We start from the raw sequence: 18,414 nt of genomic DNA on the forward strand, positions 1-18,414 counted from the left end.
GACATGGATAACTCGATCGAACTGCAAGGCAAGATCGCGCTGGTGACCGGCGCCACGCGCGGCATCGGCCGCGCCATCGCCCAGGAATTGGCTGCGCGCGGCGCAACCGTTGTGGGCACCGCCACGTCCGAATCGGGCGCGGCCGCCATCACCGAAGCGCTGGCGCCGTTTGGCGGCCGGGGCGTGGTGCTGAACGTGACCGACGCCGAAGCCTGCGACGCCCTGATCGACGCGCTGGGCAAGGAAGGCGGTGGTCCGCACATCCTCGTCAACAACGCCGGCATCACTCGCGACACGCTCGCCATGCGCATGAAGGACGACGATTGGTCGGCCGTGCTGGATACCAACCTGACGTCGGTGTTCCGCCTGTCGCGCGCCGTGTTGCGCAGCATGATGAAGGCCCGCTGGGGACGCATCATCAACGTGACTTCCGTGGTGGGCTCGAGCGGCAACGCCGGCCAAGCCAACTACGCTGCCGCGAAGGCGGGCGTGTCAGGAATGTCGCGCGCGCTGGCTCGTGAGTTGGGTAGCCGCAACATCACCGTGAACTGCGTCGCACCGGGTTTCATCGACACCGACATGACGCGTGCGCTGGCTGAGAGCCAGACCACCGCCTTGCTGCAGCAGATTCCGCTGGGCCGTTTGGGTTCGCCCGAAGACATCGCCCATGCGGTGGCCTTTTTGTCCGGGCCTCAAGCGGGTTACATTACCGGCACCACCCTGCACGTCAACGGCGGGATGTACATGCAATAAATCACGAATTGCGCGCAAGGCGGCCCAGGCTGCCGTGCCTCCACCGGGTTCCGGGCGGGGCTGTGCGTGATTCACCGGAAGCGCCGCATACCGGTATTTCTGATCCCTCTCGGGCAACAGATCCAGTGCGCGGTGTTATTTTTGTCACGGCCAGGCGTTGCTTTCCTCTACGCTTGGCTATAATTCGCGGGATTTTTCCCAATTGGAGATCTGCATGGAAAGCATCGAACAGCGCGTCAAGAAGATCGTCGCTGAACAACTTGGCGTGAACGAAGCCGAGATCAAGAACGAATCCTCCTTCCTTGACGACCTCGGTGCCGATTCGCTCGACATGGTCGAACTGGTCATGGCGCTCGAAGACGAATTCGAGACCGAGATCCCCGACGAAGAGGCCGAAAAGATCACGACCGTGCAACAAGCGATTGACTACATCAATTCGCACGGTAAGCAGTAAGCTCAGCCTATATCCTTCTGGTTGCCCGAATTTCGGGGCCAATCAGGAAACGGGGCGGTTTCAGGAATTTGCCGTGTGGTCCGCGTGCGGGAAGGGCGTTGTAAAGCCCGACCCGCTTTCGCGTGGATCACACGAGCAGCGCATCCCGAAAGCCGCCTTTCTTTTGTCTGTTTGAGGAGTCATCCGTGAAGCGACGTGTCGTCATCACTGGCCTTGGTATCGTTTCGCCCGTAGGAAGCGACCTGACCACCGCTTGGGACAATATCGTCAACGGACGTTCTGGCATCAGCCGCATCACCCGTTTCGATCCCTCGGCCATCACCACGCATATTGCTGGCGAAGTCAAAGACTTCGACATCAGCACCTATATCTCGTCCAAAGAAGCCCGCCAGATGGATACCTTCATCCATTACGGCCTGGCCGCCGGGATGCAGGCATGGCGCGATTGCGGCCTGGAAGTCACTGAAGCCAATGCCGAGCGCATTGGCGTGATCGTGGGTTCCGGTATCGGCGGTTTGCCGCGCATCGAAGAAACCCAGGTCGAATATATGGCCAAGGGTCCGCGACGGATCTCTCCGTTCTTCGTGCCGGGTTCGCTGATCAACCTGATCTCCGGTCATTTGTCCATTGCCTACGGCATGAAGGGCCCCAGCTACGCTGTCGTGTCGGCTTGCACGACCGGCCTGCACTGCATCGGCGACGCTGCTCGCCTCATCGAGTACGGTGATGCGGACGTCATGGTGGCAGGCGGCGCTGAGTCGACCGTGTCGCCGCTGGGCATTGGCGGTTTTGCTGCCATGCGCGCCTTGTCGACCCGTAACGATGATCCTCAGACGGCTTCGCGTCCCTGGGATCGCGACCGCGACGGTTTCGTCCTGGGCGAAGGCGCAGGCGTACTGGTGCTGGAAGAGTACGAACACGCCAAGAAGCGTGGCGCGCGCATTTATGGTGAGCTCGCCGGGTACGGCATGAGCTCCGACGCGCACCACATCACGGCTCCGGACAAGGATGGCCCGCGCCGCGGCGTCATCAACGCGCTGCGCAACGGTGGCCTGAATGCCGACGACATCCAGTATGTCAACGCACACGGCACGTCCACGCCTCTGGGTGACAAGAACGAAACCGAAGCGCTGAAGCTGGCGTTCGGCGATCACGCCAAGAAGCTGGTGGTCAATTCGACCAAGTCCATGACCGGGCACTTGCTCGGCGCGGCCGGCGGCATCGAGGCCGTGTTCACCACGTTGGCGGTGTACAACCAGGTTTCGCCTCCCACGATCAACATCTTCAATCAAGATCCGGAATGCGATCTGGATTACTGCGCGAATGAAGCGCGGCAGATGAAGATCGAGGTCGGCCTGTCCAACTCGTTCGGCTTCGGCGGCACCAACGGCTCCATGGCCGTGCGCCGGGTCTGATTTGGCAGGCTCCGACGCAGGGCGCTGGTCGTTTCAGGTGCCTGTGGAGCGCCCGCGCCGCGTCAGCACGCTTTGCGCGCTGGCGCTCGCGGCCACCGCAGCATCCGTGCTGACCGTGGCGTCCTGGTACGGCATGGCATGGGCAGCGGGCGCGATAATCGCGCTGCTGCTTATGCCCGCCGGGCTGTTACACTCGGCACGAAGTGGCCCGTCCCCGGTATCGGCATTACGCACGGCAACCGGAGCGGGGCGCTGGCAGGTATGTTTGCCGCAAGGCTGGCAAGATGCCGAGCTGCGGCATCAGCAGCGCGGCTCGCGCTGGCTGACGCTCACTTTGCAGCCTTTGCCCACCGGGAGTACGGCCTTTACAAATAGCACCATTACCCTCACCGTCTGGCAGCGGACGTTGCGACCTGAGTCCTGGCGGCGTCTGTGCCTGCTGACGGGCACGGCGCGGCGCGCGCGCACGGCGGCACGCCCGCAGGAGGCGTCATGAGCGAACGCGAAGTCGACGCAGAATTGGTCGCGCGCGTTCAGCGGGGCGACAAAAAGGCATTCGATCTGCTGGTGCTGAAGTACCAGCGCAAGATTCTCCGACTGCTGGCCAGAATGATCCGCGACCCCTCGGAAATCGAGGACGTGGCCCAGGAAGCGTTCATCAAGGCCTATCGGGCCTTACCCCAGTTCCGGGGGGATAGCGCCTTCTACACCTGGCTGTACCGTATCGCCATCAATACGGCGCGCAACTGGCTGGCCTCGCAAGGCCGGCGTCCCAGCGCGCCCAACGCGATAGAAACGGAAGACGGTGAAACTTTTAACGAAACCGACAACCTAACCGATATAAGCACGCCGGAATCCATGGTTGCCAGCCGCGAAATCGCCGAGACGGTGAACGCGGCGATCGAGGAATTGCCCGAAGAGTTGCGCACCGCAATTGTCCTGCGTGAAATCGAAGGTATGAGTTACGAAGACATCGCCCAGAGCATGGATTGCCCGATCGGTACGGTGCGCTCCCGCATTTTTCGTGCGCGAGAAGCCATTGCGACCAAATTGCGTCCATTGCTTGGCACCGATGCCGAGCGTCGCTGGTAAGGAGTGGCAGTCATGCAAACCGCAGCCAAGTCCGTTGAAATCACCGAATCCTCCTGGGAGGAATCGGTTTCCGCCTGGATGGACGGAGAAGATTCCGACGATATATTTCCCAGTCTGTTGTCCAAGGAAGGACGTCAGACCTGGGACGCCTATCATTTGATCGGTGATTCCCTACGTAATTCTGATCTGGCATTGACGCCCAGCGCGGCTTTCCAGTCGCGCCTGGCGCGAGCGCTCGACGCTGAATTGCCTATCGTGGCGGCGCCTCGGCGCCGTTCGCCATTGCGCGTTGGCCTGTCCGGCCTGGCGGTGGCGGCAGCCGTTGCCACGGTCGCCTGGGTCGCGCAGCCCTACCTGACGGGCACGCCCGCCACGGAAGTGCGCGTGCTGGCCGATGCCAGCGGCACTCCCGCCTCTGCCTCCGCCGATGATTCGGGTCTGCGCGACTACCTGGAGGCCCATCGTCAGATGGCGGGTCCCAGCGCCGTGCGTCAGGTCTCGTTCGACGTCGGAGCGGGGCGTTGATGGCGGTGGTGTTACCAACTCGTTGGCCGCGCGTCGCCTCCTGGCACGCACACCGCGCTGGCTGGTTCGCCGCCACCCTGCTGGCCGCCTTTCTGGCCGCGCACGAACCTGCGCGCGCCGCTGACCCGGCGCCGGCCACGGACGACGTCGTTCAGCTCTTGTCGCGTATTCAACAGGCCGCCCGCAAGCAGGACTACGCGGGCGTGTTCATGTATCAGCAAGGCGAGATGATCCAATCGTCGCGCCTGGTGCACGTTTTGGACGGTACCGGCGAGCGCGAGCGTCTGGAGATTCTGGACGGCCAGCCGCGCGAGTACCTGCGACATAACGAAGACGTTCAGTGCCTGATCCCCGAGCGCAAGACCGTGCTGATCGAGCGTCGCCGCGGCGATCGCTTTCCCGGCTTGCTGTTGGGCGATCCGGCCAATCTTTCCGAGCACTACAAAATCCGTACAGAACCCGCGCTACATCGTGTGGCAGGCCGCGAATGCCGCTTGATCACGATCGAGCCGCTGGATAAGCTGCGTTACGGTTATCGCCTTTGTGCCGACGTCGAAACCAATCTCTTGCTGAAAGCGCAGACGCTGAACGCCGCGCGTGGCGTGGTTGAGCAGGTGTCGTTCACGTCGTTGCGCCTGGGCTCGGAAGTTGATCCGCAGTTGTTGACCTCGCGCTGGAGCACGCGCGACTGGAAGGTGCTTGAGCCTTCGATGACGCCGGTCGATCTGATGGCCCAAGGCTGGCGCATTCCTGCGCCCAAGGGCTTCAAGGTGATCATGCAGGTGGCGCGTTCGATGGGGCGCGGCGCAACGGTCAGCCAGATGGTCTTGTCCGACGGGTTGGCGGCAATCTCGGTGTTCATCGAGCCTTACGACAGCCAGCGCGGTCATCATCCGCCGCACGGCGCCGCCCAACGCGGCTCCATTACGGTCTATGGCACGCGCATCGCAGACTTCTGGTTGACGGCCGTGGGCGAAGTGCCCGTGGCGACGCTGGAACAGTTGGCGGAAGCGACAGAATATGTGCCCGCCGCACCTGCGGCAGCAGCGCCGGCGGCCGGGGCTGCTGGGTCCAAGTGACCTGCGGCTCGGCCAGCAAGCAGCAATTTCGGAGTTACTTATGAAAGCAATGACGGTGTCGAACGCTTTTTTCCGGCGCTTTCTGGCGGCTGTGGCAGCAGGGGTTTTCCTGTCCACGGCCTACGTGCCCGCTTCGGTCGCGCAGACGCCGACCGTGGCGTTGCCCGATTTCACGGGCATTGTTGAAAAGGCCGATCCCGCGGTCGTGAACATCCGCACGACGGCCACCGTGCCCGTGCGCGGCCCTGGTCCTGGCGGCAACGGCACCGACCCGTATGAACTGTTCCGCTGGTTCTTCGGCCCCGACATGCAGCCCCCGGGCCAGTCGCCCACTCCCCGCCAGCGCCCGCAGCCTTCACAACCTGAAGAGCGCACCGTACCGCGCGGCGTGGGTTCTGGCTTTTTTGTGTCCGACGATGGCTACATCCTGACGAACAACCACGTGGTGGTCGACGCCACGGATATTTACGTCACGCTGACCGACGGCCGCGAGTTCAAGGCCAAGGTCATCGGCACGGACGAGCGCACGGATGTGGCGCTGATCAAGATCGAAGCCAAAGACATGATTCCGCTGGTCATTGGCGACCCCAAGAAGCTGAAGAAGGGCCAATGGGTGCTGGCCATCGGTTCGCCGTTTGGCCTGGATTCTACGGTCACGTCGGGCATCGTCAGCGCCATCGGTCGCGACACCGGTGAATACCTGCCGTTCATCCAGACGGACGTGGCGGTCAACCCCGGTAACTCCGGCGGCCCGCTGATCAACCTGGATGGCGAGGTCGTGGGCATCAATTCCCAGATCATCTCGCGCAGCGGCGGCTTCATGGGCATTTCGCTGGCAATCCCGATCGACGAAGCCATGCGTGTGGTGGACCAATTGCGCGCCACGGGCAAGGTGACGCGCGGCCGTGTGGGCGTGCAGATCGGTGAAGTGGGCAAGGATGTGGCCGAAGCCATTGGCCTGCCCAAGGCCGAAGGCGCGCTGGTCAGCAGCGTGGAAGCCGAAGGCCCCGCCGAGCAAGCTGGCGTGCAGCCGGGCGACGTCATCCTCAAGTTCAACAATGAACCGATCAAGCGCTGGTCTGACCTGCCGCGTATCGTGGGCGAGACCAAGCCGGGCACCAAAGCCGACATGGAAGTGTGGCGCAAGGGCAAGAGCATGACGCTGTCGGTCAAGGTCGGTGAAATCCCGACCGAGAAGACCGCCGCCGCTGGCAAGAAGCCCGCACCGGTGCCGGAAGTGACCAACGCTCTGGGTCTGGGCGTGGTGGATGTGCCGGCCGATGTGCAGAAGAAATTGCGCATCAAGGGCGGCGTTCAGGTCAAGGTGGCTGAAGGCGCAGCAGGCAAGGCCGGCTTGCAGGAAGGCGACATTGTGTTGGCTCTGAACGACACTGACGTCACCGGCGCCAAACAGTTCGCCGAGCTCGTGGGCAAGCTGGATAAGACGCGCGCCGCAGGGTTGCTGGTTCGCCGAGGCGATCAGACGCAGTGGGTCGCAGTGCCCGCCTCGAAGTAACAGGGCGACAGGCCCCCTGACAGGGGCTTTTTGCCAGGGGCTGGTCCCTAGGCAAAAAAAATTGCCCAAGACCAGCTAAAATGGCTGGTTGCCGCAAGAGGGGGCGCTTGGCGCCCCCTCGTTTTGCCCGGGCTTTGCCCGCCAGCGCCCCTCTCGTCAGCCGTGCGTACTCCGGCGGCGGTGTCTTCCGGCTTAGTGCCGAGTGTTCCGTCCCTTATAATTTCAAGCATGCAGCATATTCGCAACTTCTCCATCATTGCCCACATCGATCATGGCAAATCGACCTTGGCCGATCGCCTGATCCAGCGCTGCGGCGGATTGGCGGATCGCGAAATGTCGGCGCAGGTGCTCGATTCCATGGAAATCGAGCGCGAGCGCGGCATTACCATCAAGGCCCAGACGGCCGCTCTGCACTACAAGGCGCAGGACGGCAAGATCTACAACCTGAACCTGATCGACACCCCGGGGCACGTTGACTTCTCGTATGAAGTCAGCCGCTCGCTGTCGGCCTGCGAAGGCGCGCTGCTGGTGGTGGACGCGTCGCAAGGCGTGGAAGCGCAAACCGTCGCCAACTGCTACACCGCCATCGAGCTGGGTGTGGAAGTGGTGCCCGTGTTGAACAAGATGGATCTGCCGCAGGCCGATCCCGAAGGCGCCCGCCAGGAAGTCGAAGACGTCATCGGCATCGACGCCTCTGAAGCCGTGCTGGCCAGCGCCAAGACGGGCATGGGCATCGACGAAATTCTGGAAACCATTGTGGCCCGCGTGCCGGCGCCCAAGGGCGACCCCGACGCGCCGCTGCAAGCGCTGGTCATCGACTCGTGGTTCGACAACTACGTGGGCGTGGTCATGCTGGTGCGCATCATCAATGGCGTGCTCAAGCCCAAGGACAAGATCCTCTTGATGGCCTCGGGCGCCACCCACCTGTGCGAGCAGACCGGTGTGTTCACGCCGAAGTCGCAGCAGCGCCCGCATCTGTCGGCGGGCGAGGTCGGCTTCATCATCGCCGGCATCAAGCAGCTGGAAGACGCCAAGGTGGGCGATACGGTCACCCTGGCCAACAAGCCGGCCGCCGCTGCGCTGCCGGGCTTCAAGGAAGTGAAGCCGCAGGTGTTCGCCGGCCTGTACCCGGTGGAAAGCTCTGAATACGACCAACTGCGCGATTCGCTCGACAAGCTCAAGCTGAACGACGCCGCGCTGATGTTCGAGCCGGAAGTCTCGCAAGCGCTGGGCTTCGGTTTCCGCTGCGGCTTCCTGGGCCTGTTGCACATGGAAATCGTGCAAGAGCGCCTGGAGCGCGAATTCGATATGGACATCATCACCACCGCGCCGTCGGTGGTGTATGAAGTCGAGCAGCGCGATGGCTCCGTCATCACGGTGGAAAGCCCGTCGCGCATGCCGGAAGTGGGCAAGATCCAGGACATTCGCGAGCCCATCGTGAAGGTCACGCTGTTCATGCCGCAGGACTATGTCGGCCCCGTGATGACGCTGTGCAATAACAAGCGCGGCTCGCAGGTCAACATGAGCTATCACGGCCGTCAGGTTCACCTGGTGTACGAGATCCCGCTGGCGGAAATCGTGCTGGATTTCTTCGACAAGCTGAAGTCGGTGTCGCGCGGCTATGCCTCGATGGACTACGAGTTCCTTGAGTACCGCTCGGCTGATGTGGTGCGCGTGGACTTGCTGATCAACAACGACCGCGTTGATGCGCTGGCCGTGATCGTCCACCGCAGCAATGCGCGCCATCGCGCCCGTGATGTCGTGACCCGCATGCGTGGCCTGATCCCGCGCCAGATGTTCGACGTGGTGATCCAGGCAGCCATCGGCGCCGAAATCATTGCGCGTGAAAACGTGAAGGCGCTGCGCAAGAACGTGTTGGCTAAGTGTTATGGCGGCGACATCTCGCGCAAGAAGAAGCTGCTTGAAAAGCAGAAGGCCGGCAAGAAGCGCATGAAGCAGGTGGGTAGCGTTGAGATTCCGCAGGAGGCGTTCCTGGCCATCCTGCAAGTGGAAGACAAGTAGAACCAAAAGAAGGCGGTTAGCTGATGAGTTGGAACTTTGCCCTGATCCTGTTTGTTCTGCTGGTCTTGACCGGCATTATCTGGGTGCTTGATCTGGCAGTGCTACGGCGTGGCCGTGAAGCACGGGCGCAAGCGGCAATGGCGCAGTACGATGCGGCCCTGATCGGCGACGCGCACGAAGCCGAGCGGCTGCGCCGCGAAGCCGGTGACGCCGCCCGCCGCGTGCCGTGGTGGATCGAATACGCCGTCAGCTTCTTTCCCGTCATCCTGTTCGTGTTCATGCTGCGTTCGTTCGTGGTCGAGCCGTTCCGGATTCCGTCGGGTTCGATGTTGCCGACCTTGCAGTCTGGCGATCTGATCCTGGTGAACAAGTTCAGCTATGGCTTGCGCTTGCCCGTCATCGACAAGAAGGTCGTCGACATCGGCAAGCCCGCGCGCGGCGATGTGTTTGTGTTCCGCTACCCGGTTGATCCGGACGTGGATTACATCAAGCGCGTGGTCGGCCTGCCTGGCGACGAGATCGCTTATCTGGACAAAAAACTGTACGTAAACGGCGAATTGGTGCCGCATGTGCGCGACGGCGACTACTTCGAGCCGGATCGTGTGTCGTATATCGCACAATATAAAGAGAAGTTGGGCGACGTTGAGCACAAGATTCTGCTAGATGAAGGCAAGCCGCAAAATTATTCGCCGATGTGGCAATTTCCTCACCGCGAGAACTGCCAATACAGCCGCAATGGGGTACGCTGCAAAGTACCCGAAGGCAGTTATTTCGCCATGGGCGATAATCGGGATAACAGCGCAGACAGCCGATACTGGGGCTTCGTTCCGGAATCCAATATCGTCGGACGCGCCTTCTTCATCTGGATGAATTTCAGCGATCTCAGCCGCATTGGCCGGTTCAACTGATTATGTCGCTAGCCACGCTAGAAAACCGCCTGGATCACCACTTCGGTGATCCAGCCTTGCTTGAACAGGCACTGACGCATCGCAGTCATGGTGCGCGTCACAACGAGCGTTTGGAATTCCTTGGGGATTCCGTGCTGAACTTCGTTGTGGCCGCCATGCTGTTTGAACGCTATTCCAAAATCGACGAAGGCGACTTGTCGCGGCTGCGGGCCAATCTGGTCAAGCAGGCCTCGCTGGCCGACATCGCCCAACGGCTGGAGCTGTCGCAGTATCTGCGCCTGGGCGAAGGCGAATTGAAAAGCGGCGGGTTCCGCCGTCCGTCGATTCTTGCCGATACCGTCGAGGCGCTGTTCGGCGCCGTCTTCCTGGATGCGGGCTTTGATGCCGCGCGTCGCGTGATCGTGCGCCAGTACCAGCCGGTACTGGCCTCGGTCGACCCCAAAACGCTGGGCAAGGACGCCAAGACCTTGCTGCAAGAATTCTTGCAAGGCCGCAAGCTGGCGCTGCCGTTGTACACGGTGGTGGCCACGCATGGCGCGGCTCACAGCCAGCAGTTCGAAGTCGAGTGTGCCATTCCGGCGCTCGAGATCAAGGTTACGGCGCCCGGCGCCAGCCGCCGTGCCGCCGAGCAATCGGCGGCCAAGCTGGCTTTGGAGGCCGCGCTGGCCATCAGCCCGGCCACCAAGGCTGCCCGCAAGTCGGGCAAGGCGCGCAAAACCGCGCAATTGTCGCTGCCTGTGGCAGTGGCTCAAGAGACTAAATGAGCGATACCCCTTTTCGTACCGGCTTTATTGCCATCGTTGGCCGCCCCAATGTGGGCAAGTCCACGCTGACGAACGCCCTGATCGGTTCCAAGATTTCCATCGTGTCGCGCAAGGCGCAGACCACGCGCCACCGCATTCATGGCGTGCTGACCCGCGAGCACGAGCAGTTCGTTTTCGTTGACACCCCTGGTTTCCAGACGCGCCATGGCGGCGCCATGAACCGCATGATGAACCGCGTGGTGACGCAGGCTTTGGCCGACGTTGACGTGGTGGTGCATGTGGTCGAAGCCGGCAAGTGGTCGGAAGGCGACGCGAAGCTGCTGCCGCTGTTGCCCAACCCCGAGCGCACGATTCTGGTCGTCTCGAAGATTGACCAAATGAAGAATCGCGATGATCTCTTCGCATTCGTGTCCAAGATCATGGCGCTGCATCCGTTCGGCGCCGTGGTGCCCGTCAGCGCCACGAAGAAGCAGCAGCTGGATCAACTGCTGGAAGAAATCGCGACCCGCCTGCCGGAAGGCGAGGCGATGTTCGAAGAAGACACGCTGACCGATCGCCCCATGCGCTTCATCGCCGCCGAACTGGTGCGCGAGAAGATCTTCCGCCTGGTCGGCGACGAACTGCCGTACGGCTGTACCGTCGTCATCGAGCAATGGGAAGAAACCGACAAGGGCGCCAGCATCAACGCCTGCGTGGTGGTCGAGCGCGACAGCCACAAGCCCATCCTGCTGGGCACGGGCGGCATGCACATGAAGCGCATCGCCTCGGAGGCGCGGCAAGACATCGCCAAGCTGCTGGACAAGCCCGTGCACCTGGAGGTCTATATCAAGGTGCGCAAGGGCTGGTCCGACCGCGAGGGTGCGCTCCGCGATCTGGGCTATGAGTAGACGGGCGCCTCGCGTCCAGGACCGCCCGGGATTTATGTTGCACGCCACTGCGTGGCGTGAAACTTCCCTTATTGTTCAAACGTTCTCCCGCGATCATGGCTGTGTGGCCATGGTCGCCAAGGGCGCCAAGCGCCCGTACTCCGTGCTGCGCCCCGTCTTGTCGGCCTTTCAGCCCTTGCTGCTGTCCTGGACCGGCAATGGCGACGTCAAGACGCTGACGCGCGCCGAGATCGCCGGCATCCGTCCGCTGACGGGCACCGCGCTGATGTCCGCCTGGTACATGAACGAGCTGCTGCTGCGTTTGCTGCCACGCGAAGACGCCCACCCCTTGCTGTTCGATGCCTACGACATGGCCTTGCAGCAGTTGTCCAATGGCACGCGCGCCGCTGGGGCCTTGCGCCGCTTTGAATGGACGCTGCTGCGCGAAACCGGCTATGGCGTCGATGAGGCCGCCCCCGATTTCGAAGACACCACGATCGAGCCCGCATTGCGGCGCGATCTGCGTGAGCGATTGTCCGAGATTCTTGCCGGCCGTCCGCTGTCCACGCGGCGCGTGCTGATGGATCTGCAACGCATCTGAGCGCGTGTCGCCCCGCCTATGACCTTCACGCTAAAACAGGTCGAGACGTTTCGCACCGTCTATGAAACGGAAAGCGTGACCGCGGCGGCGCGCCGGCTGGACGTGTCGCCCGCGACGGTCAGCGCCACCTTGGCGGCACTGGAAGCCAGCATTGAATTGCGCCTGTTCGAACGCGTGCGCCAGCGCATGCAGCGCACGCCGGAAGCCACACTGCTGTACGAGGAAATCCGCCGCCTGAATGTGGGCCTGGAAAGCCTGGGGCGCAAAATCCGCGCGATCCGGGGCGCGGCCCAACCGCGATTGCGCATCGGCTGTATCCACGCCTATAGCGGGGCCATCGTCAGCGACGCCATCTCGCGTTTCCGCGAGCGCTATCCCGATACGCCGCTGTACCTGCAAATTCGCGACTCCAATACCCTGCGCGACATGGTGGTGTCGGGCGAACTCGACCTGGCCATGGTGGCCGATGAGTCCGAGCTGGAAGGGTTGCGGGGGCATCGGCTGGCCAGCTTGCGCGCCGTGGCCGTCTTTCCGGCGGGGCATGCGTTATCGCGCGTGGAGCGTGTCGATTTTGCCCACCTTGCTGACGAAGATGTGATTGCGTTGAACGCCGAGGATGGCTCGCGCAAACGATTGGATGCGTTGTTGCGTCAAGCGGGACAGAGCCTGCGCGTGGCGATCGAGACCCCGTATTCCAGCACCGTGTGCCAACTGGCGCTGGCCGGGCACGGTGTGGGCATCGCCAACCCGGCGACGGCGGTGGGCATGGAGGCCGCAGGGCTTTCCTATCGACCGCTTACCGCCTTGGTGCATTTTGAATGCCACATGATTCTGCATGGCAGCCGGCCCTTGTCCGAAGCGGGTAAATTCTGGGCCACCTGCCTGCGCGGCGTGCTGGCTCCGCTGGTGGATCGCTTCGGCGTCTAGCGCCGGTTCCTGCGCTGTTGCAGGAACCAGCGGCAGACAACAGATCAGCCGCGACGTCCGTCGGAAGTCACCATCAGTACGACCGAAGACTCGGCATCCAACACGCCCGCGCGGCGCAGCTGGGACACGGCCGCCAGGGCAGCGGCGGAAGACAGCTCGGCGCTGATCCCCTTGCGTGCCAGACGCTGCTGCGCTTGGGTGGCTGCTGCGTCAGACACGTCTACGGGCGTTCCCCCCGACCGTTCCAACGCGGCCAGCGATTGCAGCGTGCAGGTGCCACCTGCAATCGAATACTGCTCCGTTGCGCCTTCCCACAGGCCGCGCGCATCGCCCGTAGCCAGGGCCTGCGACAAGCGCGCATACGGCTCGACGGCGTGCAGGCGGGGCAGGCGAGCGATGCGCCCGGTGTCGAACAGGTGCTGCCACCCCAGGAAAATTCCCCACAGCAGATCCCCGCGCGCCGTGGGAACGATGATGTCCGTGGGCGCGCCGCATTGATCGAAGATTTCCTGCGCGATGGGCTTATAGCCTTCGACGCCATAGGGATGCGTGCCGACCGGCGGATTCAGGTAGTTGGTGCCGGCAAACGCCCCGTGGTTGCGGCACAAGTCTTCCACATAGGGCCAGCGCGCCAGGCTGTCGTCAAAGGCGCTGAGCGTGGCGCCGAAGCGTTCCATGGCCTCCCGTTGCAGGGGCGGGCAGTTGCGGGTGATGGCGATATCGGCGTGCAAGCCGGCGGCGGCGCAATACGCGGCGATCGAGACGCCAGCGTTCCCGCTGGACGCGGCCGCCACGCGGGTAGCGCCGCTTAAGGCCGCGCGCGACACCAACTGGGCCGCCATCCGGTCCTTGTGGCTGCCGGTGGGGTTGGCGCCTTCGCACTTGAGCCAAAGCTGGCCAACGCCTTCGGCTTGTGCAAGGTTTGCGGCGTCCAGGCAGGGCGTGGCCCCTTCGCCCAGCGTCACCGGCGCCAGCACCGGCAAGGGAATCGCATCGTCCGTGTCCGTGGACGTGTAGCGGCATTCCAAGGTGGCGGGGTGGCCCGCTGCCAGACAAGTGGGGCAGCCTTCGGGGTAGTCACCGGGGGGCCACAGGCTGGCGCAACGGATACAACGCAGGCCGGACAATCTAGGGTTCATCTGCATGGGTCAGTATTGTGAAGCAAGGGAGTCCAGGGGACGGGCGGGCGCGACTTGAATCAGGCAATCGCCCGGGTCGCTTCGGGCGATGGCGCGTAGGCAGACCACGGTGCCCGTCTGCGGGCTAAGCAAGCCCTGCATGGGCTTATCGGGCCGGGCAGGCTCAATCAAACGGCCAATGCGTTGGCCCGCCGTGATGATCTGCCCCAGCTCGACGCTGGGCACGAACACACCGGCATCGCTTGCCCGCAGGGTGGCGGCAGGCACGTCCAGGTCGTAAGTCTGAACGGCGGGATACGTCGGGCGCGGCGCGTTCGGCAACAGGCCCAGTTCGCTCAGGCAACCCAACAGCCCATCCCGGCACCCATCGGTAAGGCTGCTGCGGGTTTCCCGGCCGCCTCCAATTTCTGCGCTCAGGCGCAACACGCCGTGGCGGCTGGCGGCAGCAGGCATCGAGCCGGCTTCATTGCCGCGAAAGAACATGCAGTGTGGCAAGCCGAAGGCGCGCGCCAGCGCCGGCAGGCGTTCGTCGAAGGCGTCGTCGCCGTATCGCGTGATGACGGACGACGGCACATAGCGCAGTGACGCGCCGCCGCTGTGCACGTCGACCATGGCCTGGATGCGCGGCAACAGCTTCGCTTCCAGGGCGGCGGCCACGCTTTCGGTATAGCCACGCGCCGGCGCGCCCAGGAAGGCGCGGTTCAAATTGCCGCCGTCATTGGGTGATAGCCGGGTGCCAGCCAGCGAGGCTTCGGCATTGACGGCGGGCAGCAGATAGACGGTGCCGCGTTGCAAAACCGTGGGCAGGTGGTGCCACAAGTCCAGGATGGCCGCCTGGCCTTCCCATTCATCGCCATGCACGCCGGCAATCAGGGCCACGGCCGGGCCGGGGCCCGCCTCAACGCGCAGCATGGGAATGGTGACGCGGCGGTACGCCGACTCGTTGGTGGCGGCGGCAACGGAAAAATCTTCGCGGCTTACGCGGACCATGCGGCGCCTCCGGCGGGGGCGCATACCCGGTTCAATCCAGCGTAGCGGCCTTGATGATGCTTTCCCATTTGGGCAGCTCCTTGCGAATCTGGGTTTGTACATCCTGGGGCGTGCCTCCCAGGGGTTCCTGCGAACGGCTGCGCAGTTCTTTTTCGACGCTCTCTGATCGCAACGCCTGGTTCATGGCGGCATTCAATTTGGCGACGACGGCGGGCGGCGTGCCGGCCGGTGCAATCAATGCGCTCCAGGCCGATTGCTCGTAGTTGGGGTAGCCCTGTTCGGCCACCGTCGGCACATCGGGGTTGGACGCGGCGCGCGACTTGGTCGTTACCGCCAGCGCACGCAGTCGGCCGTCTTTCAGATTGCCGATCAAGGGAGGCAGGTTTTCCATCATGGAATCGACGTGGCCGCCAAGCAGGTCGGACAGTTGCGCCGCTGTTGCCTTGTAGGGAATCTGGCGCACGGCAGCGCCGGTTTGCGCGATGAATAGCTTCACCCCCACTTCGCTGGTCGTGCCCGGGTCTGCCGACGTCATGGTCAGGCGGTCGGGCTGGGCGCGGCTGGCTTCGATGAAGCTTTTCAAGTCGCGGTACGGCGACGCGGCGTTCACCACGATGACGTTCGGCGTTTCAGCCACCAGGCCGATCGGCGTGATATCGCGGTTCAGGTCATAGAGCTGCTGCTTGAATAAAAAGCGATGCAGCACCAGCGTGCCAACGTGGGCGTAGCCGATGGTGTAGCCGTCGGCGGCGGCTCGCACGACGGCCTGCGTGCCGATGCGGCCACCCGCGCCCACGCGATTTTCCACAACGACGGGTTGACCCAGCTGCCGGCTCATTTCCTGGCCGATCAGCCGGGCGGTGATATCCGCATTACCGCCTGCGGCGGCGGGCACGATCAGCGTGATCGCGCGGGCCGGATAGTCGGCGTGCGCGCCCGTTCCGGCAAGGCAAAGCAACACAGCGGCAAGACAGGCAGTGCGTTTCATGACGATTCCCGAGGCGTTGAGAGCTGCGCCATTGTGCGGTCGTCATCCGTGTATGCCGTTTGTTTTTATAAGATGGATGTTTGGAAAAATCTAACGGTTGTATTTCTGCTTTGCGTCGGCCTTGGCCCCCAAGCCGTAGCCCACTGCCGCGGCGGCCAGGGCAACGGCTGCGCCCAGCAGCGCAATCAGCGCGGCGCCGTAGCCAAGCGTGTCCACGCCAGCCTTGACCCATCCACTGGCGGCATCCCCGCCCCGGTACACCACGGTGTCGATGACGCTCTTGGTTTTGTATTTATCTTCGGCTGGCACCGCGGTGAACAGCATTTCGCGCCCCGGCCGGATCAGGGCATATTCACCCGCGCGGCGCAGGATCATCGCGGCAGCCAGAACGCCAAAGACAGGAAAGGCGGCAAGCGCCAGAAATGACACCCCTACGGCGAGCGGCACCGCAGTCAATAGAAAGCGCAGCCCCAGGCGCGCGGCAATCCGGCCAGACAGAAAGAGTTGCGATAGCAGCGCCAGCGTCTGCACGGTGAAGTCCAGCGCGCTGAACACGCGCAGGCGTTCGGCCGTGGTGGGGAACGTGTCCGCAACAAGCCGCGCCTGCTCCATGTACAGAAAGGTATTCAGCGTGGCCAGCAAAATCACCAACAGCGAAATGCCCAACAGGAAGCGCGACCGGAAAATGCGGGAAATGCCAGCCAGGATGGCGCCCTGGATGGGTTGCTGCATATCCTCTGGGCCAATTTCCATGCGCGTTTCGGTGCGCCAGCGCAGCAGCCACTGCTTCAGGGGCAACGTGGCCGTCAGCAACAGGGCCGATAACAAGAGCAGACCGGCCGGTCCCAGCGCGCCCGCCAACAACGCGCCGAGTAACGGCCCGCACAGCCCGCCCGCGCTGGCGCCCGCAGCGATCAGCGCGAACAGGCGCTTGGCCGATTCCATGCGGAACACGTCGGCCATCAGGCTCCACGCGATAGAGACCACGAACAGGTTGAACACCGACAGCCACACATAGAACGCACGCGCAGCCCACACGCTGTCGGGCCGAAGATAGAGCAAGGCCGCAAACCCCGCCATGGTCAGGGCGAACAGGCTGTAGACCCACGTCAACAACGTGGCGCGCGGCACCCGGGCGGACAGCCAGCCGAACAACGGCACCACTGCCAGCGTCGCCACGAAGGTTGCCGTGAACAGCCATTGCAATTGATTCACGCCGGCTTGGATGCCCATCGTCTCGCGGATGGGGCGCAGCATGAAATAGCCGCAGAACAGAAAGAAGAAGAACGCGAAGCCGCACGCGGCGGGCGCGATTTCGTCTTCATGGATGCCCAGCGCCCGCGCCGCGCGTTGGCGCAGGGAGTAGGGGGCGTCAGCCATCGCTTAAGCCAGCAGGGCGGCGATGCGTTCGCGCATGGCGGCGTCGGGCTGCCGGCCAAACCCGGCGAGCACGTTGTCGGCCATGTTGGCTGGCTTGGACGTGGCGGGAATGACGGCGGTGACGGCGGGGTGTCCGATGATGAATTTCAGGAACAGCTGCGCCCACGAGGTGCAGCCGATTTCCGCGGCCAGGGCAGGCAGGGCGCGGCCCTTTACCTGGCGAAACAGAGCGCCGTCCTGGAACGGACGGTTGATCAGCACCGCCACGCCGTTAGCCTGGCAGGCAGGCAGCAGGCGCTTTTCGGCGCTGCGCGCACCCACGGACAGGTTGATCTGAAGGAAGTCGGGTTTCTCGCTTTCAACCAGTTGGGTCAGTTCGTCATGCGCGTAGTCGGTGTAGTGCGTGATGCCGACGTAGCGGGTGACGCCTTGCTGCTTGAGCTCTCGCAGCAGCGCCAGCTGGTTGCGGGTGTCGATCAGGTTGTGGACCTGGATGAGGTCAAGCTTATCGCTGCGCAGCCGCTTCTGGGACTGGCGTACCTGTTCCATGGCGGATTCGCGGCCGGTCGTGCCGATCTTCGTCGCTAGAAACACCTGTTGGCGCAGGCCGCCATGACGCGCCAGCAAGGCGCCCACGACGGCTTCGGCCTGGCCGTAGCTGGGGGCGGTGTCGATCAGGAAGCCGCCTTCCTTCATGAAGGTGTCCAGCACCTGGGCCAGCGGCGCCATCGCCGCAGCGTCGTCGGGCGGTGCGTTGAAGGTGTCGGCCGTGCCTAGACCGATGACGGGAATTTGCTCGCCGGACGCGGGTATCGCCCGGCTGAGCATGGCCTGTTTGACGCTGAGCGCACGCGCGGCGCCGGCGGGTCCCAGCAGCGCGGCGCAGGTAGCGGTCTGAAGGAATCGGCGGCGGTCGGGCATGGAAAGCGCTCCTGGTGAAAAGCCGAAATAAAAAAAGGCCTACATGCGAATGTAGGCCTTTTGCTGAGTCTTGC

At 63.4% G+C, this 18,414-nt stretch carries 18 protein-coding genes; 13 read left to right on the forward strand and 5 right to left on the reverse strand.

The features are described from left to right. The first annotated feature begins 3 nt into the window (after positions 1–3). From fabG to HV765_RS09515, 13 genes are all read left to right on the forward strand, one after another. On the forward strand, positions 4–753 hold the full coding sequence (gene fabG, locus HV765_RS09455) for a 3-oxoacyl-ACP reductase FabG (protein ID WP_054424028.1): 750 nt from the start codon (positions 4–6) through the stop codon (positions 751–753). Between the two features lie 214 nt (positions 754–967). Continuing rightward, entirely contained in the window at positions 968–1,207 is a 240-nt protein-coding gene (acpP, locus tag HV765_RS09460; RefSeq protein WP_003813816.1) for an acyl carrier protein, read from the forward strand. 185 nt (positions 1,208–1,392) lie between these two features. Then, on the forward strand, positions 1,393–2,622 hold the full coding sequence (gene fabF, locus HV765_RS09465) for a beta-ketoacyl-ACP synthase II (RefSeq protein ID WP_175169606.1): 1,230 nt from the start codon (positions 1,393–1,395) through the stop codon (positions 2,620–2,622). 492 nt (positions 2,623–3,114) lie between these two features. After that, entirely contained in the window at positions 3,115–3,714 is a 600-nt protein-coding gene (gene rpoE / locus HV765_RS09470; RefSeq protein WP_006218045.1) for an RNA polymerase sigma factor RpoE, read from the forward strand. Positions 3,715–3,726: 12 nt separating this feature from the next. Then, on the forward strand, positions 3,727–4,239 hold the full coding sequence (locus HV765_RS09475; RefSeq protein WP_054424024.1) for a sigma-E factor negative regulatory protein: 513 nt from the start codon (positions 3,727–3,729) through the stop codon (positions 4,237–4,239). Further along, positions 4,239–5,318 (forward strand): MucB/RseB C-terminal domain-containing protein, encoded by a 1,080-nt coding sequence (locus HV765_RS09480; RefSeq protein ID WP_175169607.1) that lies wholly within the window; start codon positions 4,239–4,241, stop codon positions 5,316–5,318. The genes HV765_RS09475 and HV765_RS09480 overlap by 1 nt, the downstream gene beginning before the upstream one ends. A gap of 40 nt (positions 5,319–5,358) precedes the next feature. After that, positions 5,359–6,834: a DegQ family serine endoprotease gene (locus HV765_RS09485; RefSeq protein WP_175169608.1), complete on the forward strand. Its 1,476-nt coding sequence runs from the start codon at positions 5,359–5,361 to the stop codon at positions 6,832–6,834. Positions 6,835–7,062: 228 nt separating this feature from the next. After that, positions 7,063–8,856, forward strand: a complete 1,794-nt coding sequence (lepA, locus tag HV765_RS09490) for a translation elongation factor 4 (protein ID WP_054424018.1) — start codon at positions 7,063–7,065, stop codon at positions 8,854–8,856. Between the two features lie 23 nt (positions 8,857–8,879). Then, positions 8,880–9,764, forward strand: a complete 885-nt coding sequence (gene lepB, locus HV765_RS09495) for a signal peptidase I (protein ID WP_175169609.1) — start codon at positions 8,880–8,882, stop codon at positions 9,762–9,764. 2 nt (positions 9,765–9,766) lie between these two features. Further along, positions 9,767–10,528: a ribonuclease III gene (gene rnc, locus HV765_RS09500; RefSeq protein ID WP_006218051.1), complete on the forward strand. Its 762-nt coding sequence runs from the start codon at positions 9,767–9,769 to the stop codon at positions 10,526–10,528. After that, a complete protein-coding gene (gene era, locus HV765_RS09505; RefSeq protein WP_054424015.1) occupies positions 10,525–11,415 on the forward strand; it encodes a GTPase Era in 891 nt (296 codons plus the stop codon). Before rnc ends, era begins: the two co-directional genes overlap by 4 nt. Beyond that, positions 11,408–11,995, forward strand: coding sequence for a DNA repair protein RecO (recO, locus tag HV765_RS09510; protein ID WP_054424013.1), 588 nt, complete (start codon positions 11,408–11,410; stop codon positions 11,993–11,995). Before era ends, recO begins: the two co-directional genes overlap by 8 nt. An 18-nt stretch (positions 11,996–12,013) precedes the next feature. Further along, positions 12,014–12,922: a LysR family transcriptional regulator gene (locus HV765_RS09515; RefSeq protein ID WP_054424011.1), complete on the forward strand. Its 909-nt coding sequence runs from the start codon at positions 12,014–12,016 to the stop codon at positions 12,920–12,922. A 44-nt stretch (positions 12,923–12,966) separates the two neighbouring features. Here HV765_RS09515 and HV765_RS09520 read toward each other — a convergent pair whose 3' ends face one another. The 5 genes from HV765_RS09520 to HV765_RS09540 all read right to left on the reverse strand — a co-directional run bounded on the left by HV765_RS09520 (position 12,967) and on the right by HV765_RS09540 (position 18,340). Then, positions 12,967–14,067 (reverse strand): pyridoxal-phosphate dependent enzyme, encoded by a 1,101-nt coding sequence (locus HV765_RS09520; RefSeq protein ID WP_175169610.1) that lies wholly within the window; start codon positions 14,065–14,067, stop codon positions 12,967–12,969. A 3-nt stretch (positions 14,068–14,070) separates the two neighbouring features. Then, a complete protein-coding gene (locus HV765_RS09525) occupies positions 14,071–15,051 on the reverse strand; it encodes a M14 family metallopeptidase (protein ID WP_175169611.1) in 981 nt (326 codons plus the stop codon). Positions 15,052–15,082: 31 nt separating this feature from the next. Beyond that, positions 15,083–16,039, reverse strand: coding sequence for a Bug family tripartite tricarboxylate transporter substrate binding protein (locus tag HV765_RS09530; protein WP_175169612.1), 957 nt, complete (start codon positions 16,037–16,039; stop codon positions 15,083–15,085). Between the two features lie 90 nt (positions 16,040–16,129). Next, on the reverse strand, positions 16,130–17,419 hold the full coding sequence (locus HV765_RS09535; protein WP_175169613.1) for an NTP/NDP exchange transporter: 1,290 nt from the start codon (positions 17,417–17,419) through the stop codon (positions 16,130–16,132). A 3-nt stretch (positions 17,420–17,422) separates the two neighbouring features. Beyond that, positions 17,423–18,340: an aldo/keto reductase gene (locus HV765_RS09540; RefSeq protein ID WP_175169614.1), complete on the reverse strand. Its 918-nt coding sequence runs from the start codon at positions 18,338–18,340 to the stop codon at positions 17,423–17,425. Positions 18,341–18,414 lie beyond the last annotated feature (74 nt).

The organism is Achromobacter kerstersii, from assembly GCF_902859595.1.
Classification (GTDB): domain Bacteria; phylum Pseudomonadota; class Gammaproteobacteria; order Burkholderiales; family Burkholderiaceae_B; genus Achromobacter; species Achromobacter kerstersii.